This window comes from Bradyrhizobium ivorense (assembly GCF_900696085.1).
GTDB classification, from domain to species: domain Bacteria; phylum Pseudomonadota; class Alphaproteobacteria; order Rhizobiales; family Xanthobacteraceae; genus Bradyrhizobium; species Bradyrhizobium ivorense.
Genome location: NZ_CAADFC020000030.1, coordinates 153,470 through 167,750 on the forward strand (window position 1 = coordinate 153,470; position 14,281 = coordinate 167,750).

The following is a 14,281-nucleotide window of genomic DNA, read 5'->3' on the forward strand; positions in this document are numbered from 1 at the left end:
CACATTTTTATGACGTGTCGCGGCGCCCGGTCAGCTGGTCCGGTCAGGTTATGGCCGCAGATACAGGTAGCCCTGCGACTGCAACTCGGCGAGGCGGACCACGCCGCCCCGCTCGGCGGCGACGAAGCCGGGAAGCAGGTCATTCAGCGTGATATGCTGCGATTTCATGGTGTTGCCGCAGGCGGCAAGCTCGATTCCGGCCTTGGAGAACTGCCCGACATGCCGCGACAGGTCGGGATTGGCGGCGGCGGAATGAAACGCCTTCAGCGCCTGACCGTGCACCACGAGCGCGATCGTCACGTTGTCCGGCCCGCCGACGCCGTCGAGATGGTTCTGGATGTTGCCGATCACGAAGCTGACCTTGTCGAGGTCGTTGAGGTGATAGACCACCTTCAGCTTCGCGGGCGCTTCCGTCGCGGCGTGCGCGCGCGAGGTGGCGAAGGCGGCGCCGATCGCCGAGAGCGCGCCCGACAAGATGCTGCGTCGATGCATGGCATCCTCCCACAATTATTGTTGATCAGGCCAAGCCTGATCACCTAACGCCCGATCACTTAAGGCCCATCACTTGCAGCCTATCACTTGTGGCTGAGGGCGGCGAGTTCCGATCGGTCACGAGTTCGGCGCATTCGCTTGCCTCGGCGCGATCGACCCGAAACACCTTGTCGTCGCTGCCGTCGGTTTGCATCTCGGCCGGTTCGGCATCCGGCTTGCTGCGATCCGAGACCATGATGCGCCCGATGCGGGCAGTCGCCGATTTATTATCGTTCGACAATGCCACAGTTAGGCCACCGCCCTCACAATCGACGCCGCATTCGTAAGCCGTGACGCGGCCGGCTTTGGTCGGAAGCGCGTGATTGCAGTAGCCGCCGGAGTCGAAATTGCCCGGGCGATCGCGGTACTGAATGCCGACGCGGAAGGAGTAGTTGATGGTCTTGTCCTGCGGCACGGTCTTGGCCTCGACCAAGAGCTTCATCGCGCTGACCTTCTGCTTCGGATGCTGCGCGAGATGGTTGGCGTCGTAGCGCCGTACGAAGCAGGCGAGGCTTTTGGCGCCAAGGGGACCCGCGAACATCCGCTTGTCGAAGGCGGCTGCCTGCGCCTTGCCGGCGGCCTCCTGCGCCTGGGCGGTCGACAGGGCTCCGGCGCATGCCGCAACTGCGAGGACAACGAAGGAAGACAGCTTCATGACGGGCCTCGGGAATAAGCGATGCCGGTGCCGCATCACCGTCCTGCGCGGCACGTGGATGCCGTCAGGAACTGTGTGGGCTCGCTGCCTTAGTCGCGGCGACAAGGAGGCGCGTTCAGGCGTGCCTGAATGATTGTTCATCCGCCGCTGTGACGCACCATCTTGACGCCAAGGCTGGACAGTCACACCTTTTCAGGGAGGCCAGCGTTGATCGCCGGGCAGGAAGTCGCCCGTTCGGAAGTCCCGCCTTTGGAGGCCAGGCCCCGGTAAACCACGGATGTGGCGGCGGGGCTACAACGGCCAAAAACAGGGGGATATTGATGAACTATTAAGCTTCCTGCCTGTTGATAAGGCGGTGGCTGCACGCGCCGTGCATTGCCGAAGTGAGTCGGTCGAGTGTCCAATGGACGTAGCGTGCCGACGCTGATTCGATCCTAGGACGCTCTGGTTGCGACTCGTGTCAGTCGTGCGGCGATACATATCGTGGAGAGAGGGATCATGTACAACGATTCTTTGTTCAACGCCTTTGCCAGGTCGTTTGAAGCACGAAGCCAAACCGACATGTCGATGGCCGAGTATCTGGAGTCGTGTCGAAGTGATCCGATGCGATATGCAAATGCGGCCGAGCGGTTACTAGCGGCGATCGGTGAGCCCCAGATGATCGACACGGCCAAGGACCCACGCCTTGGCCGTATCTTTTTGAACCGCACGATCAGATCCTATCCTGCCTTCGCCGGCTTCCACGGCATGGAGGATACGATCGAGCGCATCGTCGGCTTCTTCCGCCACGCCGCGCAGGGCCTCGAGGAGCGCAAGCAGATTCTCTATCTGCTCGGGCCGGTCGGCGGCGGCAAGTCGTCGCTCGCCGAGCGCATCAAGTCGCTGATGGAAATTCATCCGATCTACGTGCTGAAGGCCGGTGACGAACTCTCGCCGGTGTTCGAGTCGCCGCTAGGGCTGTTCGATCCGGATCAGCTCGGGCCGATGATCGAGGAGAAGTACGGCATTCCGCGCCGCCGGCTCAGCGGGCTGATGTCGCCCTGGGCCTACAAGCGGCTCGAGGCGTTCGGCGGTGACATCTCGCAATTCCGCGTCGCGCGCATCCAGCCCTCGCGGCTGCGCCAGATTGCGGTGGCCAAGACCGAGCCCGGTGACGAGAACAACCAGGACATCTCCTCGCTGGTCGGCAAGGTCGACATCCGCAAGCTCGAGACCTACGCCCAGAACGATCCCGACGCCTACAGCTATTCCGGCGGTCTCAACCGCGCCAACCAGGGCGTGCTCGAATTCGTCGAGATGTTCAAGGCGCCGATCAAGATGCTGCACCCGCTGCTGACCGCGACGCAGGAGGGTAACTACATCGGCACCGAGAATATCGGCGCGATCCCGTTCACCGGCATCATCCTCGCGCACTCCAACGAGGCCGAGTGGCAGAGCTTCAAGACCAACAAGAACAACGAGGCCTTCATCGACCGCATCTGCGTGATCAAGGTGCCGTACGTTCTGCGCGTGGCCGAGGAGCAGAAGATCTACGAGAAGCTGATCCAGAGCTCGGAGCTCGCCGCCGCGCCCTGCGCGCCGGCGACCTTGGAGACGATGGCGCGGTTCTCGGTGATGTCGCGGCTGCGCAAGCACGAGAACTCGACATTGTTCGCCAAGATGCGGGTCTATGACGGCGAGAGCCTCAAGGAGTCCGATCCGAAGGCGCGCAGCGTCCAGGAATACAAGGACGCCGCCGGCGTCGACGAGGGCATGGACGGTGTCTCCACCCGCTTCGCCTTCAAGGTGCTGGCCTCGACCTTCAACCACGACACCACAGAGGTCGGCGCCGACGCGGTGCACCTGATGTATGTGCTGGAGCAGTCGATCCGCCGCGAGCAGCTGCCTGACGAAACCGAGAAGCGCTATCTCGAATTCATCAAGGCCGACCTCGCGCCGCGCTATGCCGAGTTCATCGGCAACGAGATCCAGAAGGCTTACCTGGAATCCTACGCCGACTACGGCCAGAACCTGTTCGACCGTTACGTCGACTACGCCGACGCCTGGATCGAGGATCAGGACTTCAAGGATCCCGACACCGGCCAGCTGATGAACCGCGAGCTGCTGAACCAGGAGCTGACCAAGATCGAGAAGCCGGCCGGCATTGCCAACCCGAAGGACTTCCGCAACGAGGTCGTCAAGTTCTCGCTGCGCTCCCGGGCGCACAATGGCGGCAAGAACCCGAGCTGGACCTCCTATGAAAAGGTCCGCGACGTGATCGAGAAGCGGATATTCTCGCAAGTCGAGGATCTGCTTCCGGTCATCTCGTTCGGTTCCAAAAAGGACGGCGAGACCGAGAAGAAGCACGGCGAGTTCGTGGCGCGGATGGTGGAGCGCGGCTACACCGAGCGCCAGGTCCGCCGCCTCGTCGAATGGTACATGCGGGTGAAGCAGGCCGGCTAGCGTATCAAGAATTTGGACAGGATCCCGAGGTGGACACTGCGTGCTCCATGCTCGACTAACGACAAACAACAATGATGCGATCGCTTGTGGTCGCATCCCGGCGTGAGGCAGATGCAACGTGGTCATGCATATCGTCGATCGGCGCCTGAATCCGGGTAGCAAGAGCCTGGAGAACCGGCAGCGTTTCCTGCGCCGCGCCAAGGCGCTGGTGCAAGGAGCCGTGAAGAAATCGTCGCAAAGTCGGGACATCAAGGACGTCCTTGAGGGCGGTGAGGTGACGATCCCGCTGGACGGCATGGACGAGCCGCGGTTCCGCCGCGAAGGCGGCACCCGCGACATGGTGCTGCCCGGCAACAAGAAATTCGTCGAAGGCGATTACCTGCCGCGCCCGAACCAGAGTGGCGGCAAGGGCTCCGGCGCCGGCGAGGGCGACAGCGAGGATGCCTTCCGCTTCGTGCTCAGCCGCGACGAGTTCGTCGACCTGTTCCTCGATGATCTCGAACTGCCCGATCTCGCCAAGCGCAAGCTCGCGGAGACCGAGAGCGAGGGCATCCAGCGCGCCGGCTACGCCACCTCGGGCTCGCCCGCCAACATCTCGATCAGCCGCACCGTGAGCCGGGCGCTGGCCCGCCGCGTCGCGCTGCGCCGGCCACGCAAGGACGACATCGAGGCGCTCGAGGCCGAGCTCGCCGAGTGCGAGGACGGCCCACGCCGCCGCGAGCTGCTGGCCCTGCTCGAGGCGCTGAAGGCCAAGGCCAAGCGGATCCCGTTCATCGATCCGATCGACATCCGCTACCGCCGTTTTGAGACCGTGCCGAAGCCGGTGGCGCAGGCCGTGATGTTCTGCCTGATGGACGTCTCCGGTTCGATGTCCGAGCACATGAAGGACCTGGCGAAGCGGTTCTACATGCTGCTCTACGTGTTCCTGAAGCGGCGCTACAAGCACGTCGAGATCGTGTTCATCCGTCACACCGACCGCGCCGAGGAGGTCGACGAGGATACGTTCTTCCACGGGCCGGCCTCCGGCGGCACCCTGGTGTCGAGCGCGCTGGTTGCGATGAACGATATCGTCCGCACCCGCTTCCGCCCGGCCGACTGGAACATCTATGCTGCGCAGGCCTCCGACGGCGACAACATGACGTCGGACAGCGCGTTGACCGGACAGCTCCTCACCAACAACATCCTGCCGGTGTGCCAGTTCTTCGCCTATCTCGAGGTCGGCGAGGCCGCCAACTACACCTTCGACATGCCGGACTCCTCGCTGTGGACGCTCTACGAGCGGCTGCGCAATGAAGGCGCGCCGCTGTCGATGCGCAAGGTGAGCGAGCGCGGCGAAATCTTCCCGGTGTTCCAGGACCTGTTCAAGCGCCGCAGCAAGCAAGAGAGGGTTGCGTAATGGCTTCTTCCGGCGATCGCCTGTTCGAGGGCGCCGACTGGGATTTTCCGACCTTGCAGCGAGTTCACGATGCCTGCGAGGAGATCGCGCGCAAGGAGCTCGGGCTCGACGTCTATCCGAACCAGATCGAGGTCATTACCGCCGAGCAGATGCTGGACGCCTATTCGTCGGTCGGCATGCCGCTGTTCTACAAGCACTGGTCGTTCGGCAAGCAGTTCGCCTTCCAGGAAGCCTCCTACCGCAAGGGGCTGATGGGGCTCGCCTATGAGATCGTGATCAACTCCTCGCCGTGCATCTCCTATCTGATGGAGGAGAACACCGCGACCATGCAGACGCTGGTGATCGCGCACGCGGCGTTCGGGCACAATCACTTCTTCAAGAACAACTATCTGTTCAAGCAGTGGACCGATGCCGAAGGCATCCTCGATTATCTCGAATTCGCCAAGGGCTACATCGCGGCCTGCGAAGACCGCCATGGCAGCGAGGCGGTGGAGCGGACGCTCGACGCCGCGCATGCGCTGATGTCACACGGCGTCGATCGCTATCCCGGCAAGAAGACGCTCGACCTCCGCGACGAGGAGAAGCGCGCCGGTGAGCGCCGCCAGCACGAGGAAAGCGTGTTCAACGACCTGTGGCGGACGGTGCCGAACGTCAAGGCCAAGAGCAAGGCGACGCTGTCGGCGGAGCGCCGCCGCGCGCTGCTCGGGCTGCCGCAGGAGAACGTCCTCTATTTCCTCGAGAAGACCGCGCCGCGGCTGGCCCCTTGGCAGCGCGAGTTGATCCGCATCGTGCGCCACATCGCGCAGTACTTCTACCCGCAGGGCCAGACCAAGGTGATGAACGAGGGTGCCGCGACCTACGTCCATTACCGCATCTTGAATCGGCTGCACCGGCAGGGCCGGATCACCGACGGCAATTTCCTGGAATTCCTGCAGTCGCACACCAATGTGGTGTTCCAGCCCGAGTTCGACGACCGCCGCTACTCCGGCTTCAACCCTTACGCGCTCGGTTTCGCCATGATGCAGGACATCGAGCGGATCGTGTCCAATCCGGAGGATGAGGACCGCGAGTGGTTCCCGGACATCGCAGGCAAGGGCGACGTCGAAGGCGTGCTTCGCGAGATCTGGAGCAACTACCGCGACGAGAGCTTCATCAATCAGTTCCTCAGCCCGGCGCTGATCCGGCGCTTCCGCATGTTCCATTTGCACGACAATCCGGCCGAGAGCGCCGGCATCAGGGTCGACGCGATCCACGACGAACGCGGCTATCGGCGGGTTCGCCGCGAGCTGTCGCGGCAATACGACGTCGGCTTCGTCGATGCCAATATCGAGGTCGTCGACGTCGATCTCGACGGCGACCGCCGGCTGCTGCTGCGTCACACCACCGTGAAGGGCGCGCAGCTCAACGAGACCGACACCAGGCGGGTGCTGCAGCACCTCGCCGACCTCTGGTCCTACGACGTCGCGCTGACCGAGGTCGACGGCGCCGACAATGTGCTGAAGGAATACGTCATCAGCCCGCGCGCCGCAGCTGTCGCGGCGTAGCAAACACGCCACTGACGGCGCGCCTGCAACCGCGCGCCGTCATGCGGAATGCGTGTCTTGCTCGGCGAACTTTTGATTCCATCGACGGCTCACATCATGAACATCGCGGCAACGTTCGGGCACCGCGCGTTGCGCGCGCGAATGTGATTGCCGGCATACGAAATTTCTTGAGCGCTTCTTGGTGATTGCCTGCGCGGACGCGATTGATAAGGTGCGCCGCGTCAAGAAGACCAAGAAAAGGATACGCTCTTGTCAACTCACTCACGCCTGGCGGGCTTGCTCGCCGTCACTGTTCTCACCGCTTCGTCGATCTCGCCGTCCCCAGCCGCCGAAGGTGCGATCAAGATCGGAAACACCGCGCCCTATAGCGGGCCGGCCTCCGCCTACGGCACCATCGCGCGCGCCGAAGGCGCCTATTTCCAGATGCTGAACGATCAGGGCGGCATCAACGGCCGCAAGATCGAGTTCGAGAGCCTCGACGACGCCTACTCGCCGTCGAAGACGGTCGAGCAGACCCGCAAGCTCGTCGAGCAGGACGAGGTGCTGGCGATCTTCAGCGCGGTCGGCACCGCGCCCAACATCTCCGTGCAGAAGTATCTCAACATCAAGAAGGTGCCGCAGCTGTTCGTCTCGTCCGGCGCGACGCGCTGGAACGATCCAAAGCACTTCCCCTGGACGGTCGGCTTCAATCCGACCTACGAGCTCGAGGGTAGGCTTTACGCGAAGTACATCCTGCAGACCAAGCCGGATGCCAAGATCGCCGTCATCACGCCGAACGAGGACGCCGGCAAGGATTACCTGAAGGGTTTCAAGGACGGGCTCGGCGAGCATGTCGGCCAGATCGTCGCTGAGACCACCTATCAGACAAGCGATCCGACCATCGATTCACAGGTGGTGACGATGCGCGAGTCCGGCGCCGATGTGTTCTTCGCGGAGGCGACGCCGAAATTCGCCGCGCAGGCGCTGCGCAAGGCGGCGAGCCTGGGCTGGAAGCCGCTTACCATCCTGCCGTCGGTGTCCAATTCGGTCTCGGCGGTGCTCGAGCCGGCCGGCTTCGAGAACGTGGTCGGTGTCGTCACCGGCCTCTATCTGAAGGACCCGACCGATCCGCGCTGGGCCGATGATCCGGCCCAGAAGGAATTTTCGGCCTGGATGAAGAAGTACCAGCCGAACGCCAACGCCGGCGATCTCTTCAACGTGCAGGGCTACACCGTCGCGCAGCTGATGACTGCGGTGCTGAAGAACTGCAACGGCGACTACAGCCGCGACAACGTCATCAAGCAGGCGGCCAATCTGAAGCCGCTCGAGCTGCCGATGCTGCTGCCGGGCATCAAGGTGCAGACCGAGCCCGACAACGTCACGCCGATCCGGCAGATCCAGATGGCGCGGTTCGACGGCAAGTCCTGGGCGCTGTTCGGTGACGTCTTGAGCGACAAGTAGCAGCTTGCCGTCTGGCCGGCCGGAGCGCGACGATCCGTCACGCTTTGGCCGGCCAGATCCGCCGATTTTGGACTGATCGCTGCAAGGCGTCCTTAACACGTTCCACGCGAAACATCCGGACAGTCAGTGCCATCGATTGTCGTAGAGCGATGCTTCGCAAGACCTACGCCTATCCGCCGCTTCCCGACGTCGAGATCGGCTATTCGCTGGTGCGGCTTGTGGGCTGGGCTGGCGTCTTCGTTCTGATGCTGGTGCTGTGCACCTGTATTGCCCTTGGCATACTTCCGCACAAGCCGGGCGATACGGCCCATCTCTACGTCGGCTATGGCGGCATCATCCTCTTTGCTGTTGCCATCTGGAAGTCGATCCGGATCTTCATGTCGCCGAGGGCGCCGGTCATCGTTGTCAGCCGCCACGGCATCCGGGATTCGCGGACATCGCACGGGCTGATCCCGTGGCACTCGGTGGAGGCGATCTCGCTCTGGCAATCCCGCGCCAACAAGAGCGTGCTCCTGAAGCTCAGCCCTGCGGCGGAAGCGCAGCTTTACACGACCAGGACAATGCGTTTCGTGGCGTGGAGCAACAGGCTGCTCGGAGGTGACGGCATCATGATCGGCACGACAGCGCTGACGATGGACACTGACGAGCTGTTCGATCTGTGCAGGACCTACCACGAGGCCGCGCTGCGATCACCGCAGGCTGGAGTTGATCTTGTCCAGTACCGCTGACCCCGGGCATAGGTCCTCTTCATCCAGCGTGTTGAGCGGCGTCTCGACGGTTTCGAGATGGCTGTGCATGTCCTCGGCGTCCGGATCGACATAGAGCAGCCCGGTGACGATCTGGCCCTTTGCCGCATGCTTCTGCAGGAAGGTCTGCGCGCCGAGCCGGTCATGCGGATCGTAGTCGGCGTCGAGCTTGCGCAGCGCCAGCCGCGAGCCGTCATGCTGCTCGACCACCTGAACGGTACCCGGCGCATAGTCGACGCTGATCGGATCGCGTCCGACCAGCACGTCGAGCCGGTTCACCGCGTCATTGTGCTCGCGGACATAGTCAAAACTCTTGGTCGAGCCGGCGTGGTTGTTGAAGGCGATGCACGGGCTGATCACGTCGATGAACGAGGCGCCCTTGTGCCGGATCGCAGCCGCAATCAGCGGCACCAATTGCGTCTTGTCGCCGGAGAAGCTGCGGGCCACGAAGGTGGCCCCGAGCTGCAGCGCGATCGCGACCAGGTCGATCGCATTGTCGGTGTTGGTGACGCCCTTCTTGGACTTCGAGCCGCGGTCGGCAGTCGCGGAGAACTGGCCCTTGGTCAGGCCGTAGACGCCGTTGTTCTCGACGATGTAGGTCATGTTGACGCCGCGCCGGATCGAATGCGCGAACTGGCCGAAGCCGATCGAGGCGCTGTCGCCGTCGCCGGAGACGCCGAGATAGATCAAATCGCGGTTGGCGAGATTGGCGCCGGTCAGCACCGACGGCATGCGGCCGTGCACCGAGTTGAAGCCGTGCGAATTGCCGAGGAAGTAGTCCGGCGTCTTCGACGAGCAGCCGATGCCGGAAATCTTCGCCACCCGGTGCGGCTCGATCGAGAGCTCGTAGCAGGCCTCGATGATCGAGGCGGTGATCGAATCGTGGCCGCAGCCGGCGCACAGCGTCGAGATCTTGCCCTCGTAGTCGCGGTGGGTGTAGCCCAGCTCGTTCTTCTTCAGGCCGGGGTGATGAAATTTCGGCTTTGCAATGTAGGTCATGACACGGCCTTGCGGAGAGGGGTCACCTTGAGGTGGTCCTGGTGGTCGCCGATCGAATTGGCGATGAAGCGCGCGGTGATCGGCGTGCCATCATAGTGCAGGATCGGCACCAGCCGCACCGGATCGATGCCGTTCTCGTTGACGATCAGCTGGCGCAGCTGGGCGTCGCGGTTCTGCTCCACCACGTACACGAAATCGTGGTCGGCGATGAAGCTCGCGACGCTGGAGTGGAACGGGAAGGCGCGGATGCGCATGCGGTCGAGCTGGTGACCGCGCGCTTCCAGGAGGCCGATCGCCTCGTCCATCGCCGGCGACGTCGAGCCGAAATAGATCACGCCGTATTTGGTCGGCTTCGCCGCATTGGCCTGCAGCGGCCGAGGCACCAGGTCCTGCGCGGTCTCGAACTTGCGCACCAGGCGCTGCATGTTGTCGGCGTAGACCGCGCCTTCCTCCGAATAACGCGCGTAACGGTCGCGCGAGGTGCCGCGGGTGAAGTAGGAGCCCTTGGTCGGATGGGTGCCGGGATAGGTGCGGTAGGGAATGCCGTCGCCGTCGACGTCGAGATAGCGGCCGAAGTCGCGGCCTTCCTCGAGCATCTCTGCGGTCATCACCTTGCCGCGGTCGTATTGCCTTGCGTCGTCCCACTTCAGCGGGCGGCAGAGACGGTGGTTCATGCCGATGTCGAGATCGAGCATCAGGAAGATCGTGGTCTGCAGCCGCTCGGCAAGATCGAACGCATGCGCGGCGAACTCGAAGGCTTCGGCCGGATCTTCCGGGAACAGCAGCACGTGCTTGGTGTCGCCGTGCGAAGCATAGGCGCAGGCGATCACGTCGCATTGCTGGGTGCGGGTCGGCATGCCGGTCGAGGGGCCGGCGCGCTGGATGTTCATGATCACGGCCGGGATCTCGGCAAAGTATGAGAGGCCGATAAATTCGGTCATCAGCGAGATGCCCGGGCCCGAGGTCGCGGTGAAGGCGCGCGCGCCGTTCCAGGAGGCGCCGATCACGATGCCGATCGAGGCGAGCTCGTCCTCGCCCTGCACGATGGCGTATTTTGCCTTTCCGGTTTCCGGATCGTGGCGGTACTTCTTGCAGTGGCTGGTGAAGGCCTCCGCCACCGACGACGACGGCGTGATCGGATACCAGGCGCACACCGTGGCGCCGCCATAGACCGCGCCGAGCGCGGCCGCGCTGTTGCCCTCGATGAAGATGCGGTCGCCGACCTTGTCGGCCTTCTTCACCCGCAGGCCAATCGGGCATTTCAAATTCTGCAGCGCCCAGTCGCGGCCGAGATGCAGCGCGTGGACGTTGGAGGAGAGCAGCTTCTCCTTGCCCTTGTACTGCTCGCCGATCAGCTGCTCGACCAGTTTCGGATCCATGTCGAGCAGGGCGCAGAGCGCGCCGAGATAGATGATGTTCTTGAACAGCTGGCGCTGCCTGGGATCGTTGTAGGTCGAGTTGGTGATCGCGGTCAGCGGCACGCCGATCACGGTGATGTCCGCGCGGAATTTCGACGACGGCATCGGCTTGGTCGAATCGTAGAACAGATAGCCGCCAGGCTCGATGCCGGCGACGTCCTTGTCCCAGGTCTGCGGGTTCATCGCCACCATCATGTCGACGCCGCCGCGGGCGCCGAGATGGCCGTCCTCGGTGACGCGCACCTCGTACCAGGTCGGCAGGCCCTGGATGTTGGAGGGGAAGATGTTGCGCGGCGACACCGGCACGCCATGGCGCAGGATCGCGCGCGCGAACAGCTCGTTGGCGGAGGCCGAGCCCGAGCCGTTGACGTTGGCGAAGCGGACGACGAAGTCGTTTACGCTGCTGATCGGGCTTTGGACTGACATGTTGATCCTGCGTGAACCATATCGATGAGATATTTCTGCATGTCCCAGGCGCCGGTCGGGCAGCGCTCGGCACACAGCCCGCAATGCAGGCAGACGTCTTCGTCCTTGACCATGACGCGGCCGGTCTTCAGGTCGCCGGAGACGTAAAGCGCCTGGTCGTGGTGCGGCGAGGGCGCCTTCAGGCGCTGCCGCAAATCATCCTCCTCGCCGTTCTCGGTGAAGCTGATGCAGTCCATCGGGCAGATGTCGACGCAGGCGTCGCATTCGATGCAGAGCGGCGTGGAGAACACCGTCTGCACGTCGCAGTTCAGGCAGCGCTGCGCCTCGCCGAGCGCCAGCTTGACGTCGTAGCCGAGCTCGACCTCGGCGCGGATGTCCTTCAGTGCGATCACTTTGTCGCGATGCGGCACCTTGAAGCGCTTGTCGGCGGAGATGTCGTTGTCGTAGCTCCACTCGTGAATGCCCATCTTCTGCGAGGAGACGTGCACCTCCGGCAGCGGACGCTCGTTGATGTCCTCGCCTGATATCATCTTGTGAATGGAGAGCGCGGCGTCATGGCCATGCGCCACCGCCCAGATGATGTTCTTCGGGCCGAACGCCGCGTCGCCGCCGAAGAACACCATCGGATTGGTGGAGGCGAACGTCTTGGGATCGACCTTCGGCATGTGCCACTTGTCGAACTCGATGCCGCAATCGGCTTCGATCCAGGGGAATGCGTTCTCCTGGCCGACCGCGACCAGCACGTCGTCGCAGGGCACGGTTTCGTCGGGCTCTCCTGAAGGCACCAGGCTGCGGCGGCCCTTGTCGTCGTACTCCGCCTTCACCTTCTGGAAGGTGACGCCGATCAGCTTGCCGGCGACGTGCTTGAATGCGACCGGCACCATGTAGTTGAGGATCGGGATGTCCTCGTGCAGCGCGTCTTCCTTCTCCCACGGCGAGGCCTTCATCTCCTCGAAGCCGGAGCGGACGATCACCTTGACGTTCTCGCCGCCGAGGCGGCGCGCGGTGCGGCAGCAGTCCATCGCGGTGTTGCCGCCGCCGAGCACGATGACGCGCTTGCCGATCTTGCCGACATGGCCGAACGACACGTTGGCGAGCCACTCGATTCCGATATGGATGTTGGCGGCGGCCTCCTTACGGCCGGGAATGTCGAGCTCGCGGCCGCGCGGCGCGCCGCTGCCGACAAAGATCGCGTCGTAGTTCTCGGCGAGCAGCTGCTTCAGGCTGTCGATGCGCTGGCCGCCCTTGAACTCGACGCCGAGGTTCAGGATGTAGCCGGTCTCCTCGTCGATCACGCTGTCGGGCAGGCGGAATTTCGGGATCTGGCTGCGCATCATGCCGCCGGCCTTAGGATCGCCGTCGAACACCGTGCAGTGATAGCCGAGCGGGGCGAGGTCGCGCGCCACCGCGAGCGAGGCGGGACCGCCGCCGACCAGCGCGATGCGCTTGCCGTTCTTTGCGGCAGGCCGCGGCAGGCGCTGCGTGATGTCGTCCTTGAAGTCGGCCGCGACGCGCTTCAGGCGGCAGATCGCGACCGGATTGTCCTCGACGCGGCCGCGACGGCAGGCCGGCTCGCAGGGACGGTCGCAGGTGCGTCCCAAAATTCCCGGGAACACGTTCGACTGCCAATTGATCATGTAGGCGTCGCTGTAACGCCCCTCAGCAATCAACCGGATGTACTCGGGAACGGGGGTGTGTGCGGGACAGGCCCATTGGCAATCGACCACTTTATGGAAGTAGTCCGGCGCCGAGATATCAGTCGGTTTCATTCCTACCTTTGACCCGCGCGAAATGCCTGACCGCGCGGCCTTATCGTTGACGAGCGCTCACGCGACGTTGTTTTGGTTTTTGAATTGGATCATAGGCTTATCTTATTAGAGCCGTTCCAGAGAAGGCAAAGGCAAAATTGGGCGATCATCAGCTTTCGCGTGGCTGATGCGCGTCTGGCGTCCATCTCGATCTTGTTATGTGGCGGTGCAGCATGACGCACCGCACATCATGCGCGTTAACCGTGCGGAAGGTCGCTCTTCGCGATGTCCCACAGCAGCCGATAGACACCGTGGGTAACGACCAGCGGCTTGAACGCCGCGTTGTCGGTGATGCGCGCCGAAGCAGCCGGCGCCGCATTTAAATCGGTGGCGTCGATCAGCACGAACCAGTCGCCGGCGCCCGGATCGGGCTTCGCCGCGTCTGACGTGAGCGGCTTCGACAGGTCAGGATCGTTCTCGAGCAGATGCATCGAGATGATGCCGTCCTGCGCGGACGGATCGAGCTGTTCCCGCAACGCAGCGCGGAGCTTGTCCGCGCCATTGGCGGGCGGCCGCAGGCGGATGATGCCAAGTGTCGCACCTCTGCCGACGCCGCGGCTGATGGTGATGCGCGCGACGCCGCGGATCATGTTCTTGAAGCGCGCGATGTTGGCCTTCGACCAGTCGGTCTGGTTGGCGAGCGCCTTGCGGTAGGCCGGGCTGTCGAGCACGTCGAAGGTCGCGGTCGAGTACAGGCTCAGATATTTCGGCTTGCCGTCATGGGCGACGTAGCGCCGCGCTTCGAGGAACCCGTCGATGGCGACGCGCTCCTCGAGATGTTCGCGGTCATACCAGCGATTGAATTCGGCTTCGTCGTGGGCGTCGACATCCATCGACGTCAGCAGCATGCCTTGTCCGGCGATCGGCATCGATTGC

General features: G+C 63.4%; 11 protein-coding genes. 5 read left to right on the forward strand and 6 right to left on the reverse strand.

Annotation, left to right across the window (positions count from 1 at the left end):
* Positions 1–48: 48 nt before the first annotated feature.
* Together CI41S_RS36735 and CI41S_RS36740 are read right to left on the reverse strand one after the other, a co-directional pair.
* Positions 49–492, reverse strand: a complete 444-nt coding sequence (locus CI41S_RS36735; RefSeq protein ID WP_139863937.1) for a DsrE family protein — start codon at positions 490–492, stop codon at positions 49–51.
* Positions 493–547: 55 nt separating this feature from the next.
* Positions 548–1,186, reverse strand: coding sequence for a hypothetical protein (locus CI41S_RS36740; protein ID WP_347339282.1), 639 nt, complete (start codon positions 1,184–1,186; stop codon positions 548–550).
* A gap of 498 nt (positions 1,187–1,684) precedes the next feature.
* Here CI41S_RS36740 and CI41S_RS36745 point away from each other — a divergent pair, with 498 nt between their 5' ends.
* From CI41S_RS36745 to CI41S_RS36765, 5 genes are all read left to right on the forward strand, one after another.
* Positions 1,685–3,628, forward strand: coding sequence for a PrkA family serine protein kinase (locus CI41S_RS36745; protein WP_139485951.1), 1,944 nt, complete (start codon positions 1,685–1,687; stop codon positions 3,626–3,628).
* A gap of 124 nt (positions 3,629–3,752) precedes the next feature.
* Entirely contained in the window at positions 3,753–5,024 is a 1,272-nt protein-coding gene (locus tag CI41S_RS36750; RefSeq protein WP_172627094.1) for a YeaH/YhbH family protein, read from the forward strand.
* The gene (locus CI41S_RS36755) at positions 5,024–6,568 is read left to right on the forward strand and encodes a SpoVR family protein (RefSeq protein ID WP_139863938.1); all 1,545 of its coding nucleotides are present in this window, start codon (positions 5,024–5,026) and stop codon (positions 6,566–6,568) included. Before CI41S_RS36750 ends, CI41S_RS36755 begins: the two co-directional genes overlap by 1 nt.
* Before the next feature lie 249 nt (positions 6,569–6,817).
* The gene (locus CI41S_RS36760) at positions 6,818–8,008 is read left to right on the forward strand and encodes an ABC transporter substrate-binding protein (protein WP_139863939.1); all 1,191 of its coding nucleotides are present in this window, start codon (positions 6,818–6,820) and stop codon (positions 8,006–8,008) included.
* 149 nt (positions 8,009–8,157) lie between these two features.
* On the forward strand, positions 8,158–8,736 hold the full coding sequence (locus CI41S_RS36765) for an STM3941 family protein (RefSeq protein WP_139863940.1): 579 nt from the start codon (positions 8,158–8,160) through the stop codon (positions 8,734–8,736).
* Here CI41S_RS36765 and CI41S_RS36770 read toward each other — a convergent pair.
* From CI41S_RS36770 to CI41S_RS36785, 4 genes are all read right to left on the reverse strand, one after another.
* Positions 8,698–9,753, reverse strand: coding sequence for a 2-oxoacid:ferredoxin oxidoreductase subunit beta (locus CI41S_RS36770; protein WP_139485956.1), 1,056 nt, complete (start codon positions 9,751–9,753; stop codon positions 8,698–8,700). The two genes, CI41S_RS36765 and CI41S_RS36770, sit on opposite strands and share 39 nt — an antisense overlap.
* Entirely contained in the window at positions 9,750–11,597 is a 1,848-nt protein-coding gene (locus CI41S_RS36775; protein WP_172627092.1) for a 2-oxoacid:acceptor oxidoreductase subunit alpha, read from the reverse strand. Before CI41S_RS36775 ends, CI41S_RS36770 begins: the two co-directional genes overlap by 4 nt.
* On the reverse strand, positions 11,567–13,366 hold the full coding sequence (locus CI41S_RS36780; RefSeq protein WP_139863942.1) for an FAD-dependent oxidoreductase: 1,800 nt from the start codon (positions 13,364–13,366) through the stop codon (positions 11,567–11,569). The genes CI41S_RS36775 and CI41S_RS36780 overlap by 31 nt, the downstream gene beginning before the upstream one ends.
* A 236-nt stretch (positions 13,367–13,602) precedes the next feature.
* Entirely contained in the window at positions 13,603–14,274 is a 672-nt protein-coding gene (locus tag CI41S_RS36785; protein ID WP_139863943.1) for a DUF4286 family protein, read from the reverse strand.
* Between the last annotated feature and the right edge of the window lie 7 nt (positions 14,275–14,281).

Bases quoted from the DNA above. Each gene is read 5' to 3' on its own strand.
- CI41S_RS36735 (WP_139863937.1), bottom strand. From the start codon at position 492: ATGCATCGACGCAGCATCTTGTCGGGCGCGCTCTCGGCGATCGGCGCC.
- CI41S_RS36740 (WP_347339282.1), bottom strand. From the start codon at position 1,186: ATGAAGCTGTCTTCCTTCGTTGTCCTCGCAGTTGCGGCATGCGCCGGA.
- CI41S_RS36745 (WP_139485951.1), top strand. From the start codon at position 1,685: ATGTACAACGATTCTTTGTTCAACGCCTTTGCCAGGTCGTTTGAAGCA.
- CI41S_RS36750 (WP_172627094.1), top strand. From the start codon at position 3,753: ATGCATATCGTCGATCGGCGCCTGAATCCGGGTAGCAAGAGCCTGGAG.
- CI41S_RS36785 (WP_139863943.1), bottom strand. From the start codon at position 14,274: ATGCCGATCGCCGGACAAGGCATGCTGCTGACGTCGATGGATGTCGAC.
- CI41S_RS36765 (WP_139863940.1), top strand. From the start codon at position 8,158: ATGCTTCGCAAGACCTACGCCTATCCGCCGCTTCCCGACGTCGAGATC.
- CI41S_RS36755 (WP_139863938.1), top strand. From the start codon at position 5,024: ATGGCTTCTTCCGGCGATCGCCTGTTCGAGGGCGCCGACTGGGATTTT.
- CI41S_RS36780 (WP_139863942.1), bottom strand. From the start codon at position 13,366: ATGAAACCGACTGATATCTCGGCGCCGGACTACTTCCATAAAGTGGTC.
- CI41S_RS36775 (WP_172627092.1), bottom strand. From the start codon at position 11,597: ATGTCAGTCCAAAGCCCGATCAGCAGCGTAAACGACTTCGTCGTCCGC.
- CI41S_RS36770 (WP_139485956.1), bottom strand. From the start codon at position 9,753: ATGACCTACATTGCAAAGCCGAAATTTCATCACCCCGGCCTGAAGAAG.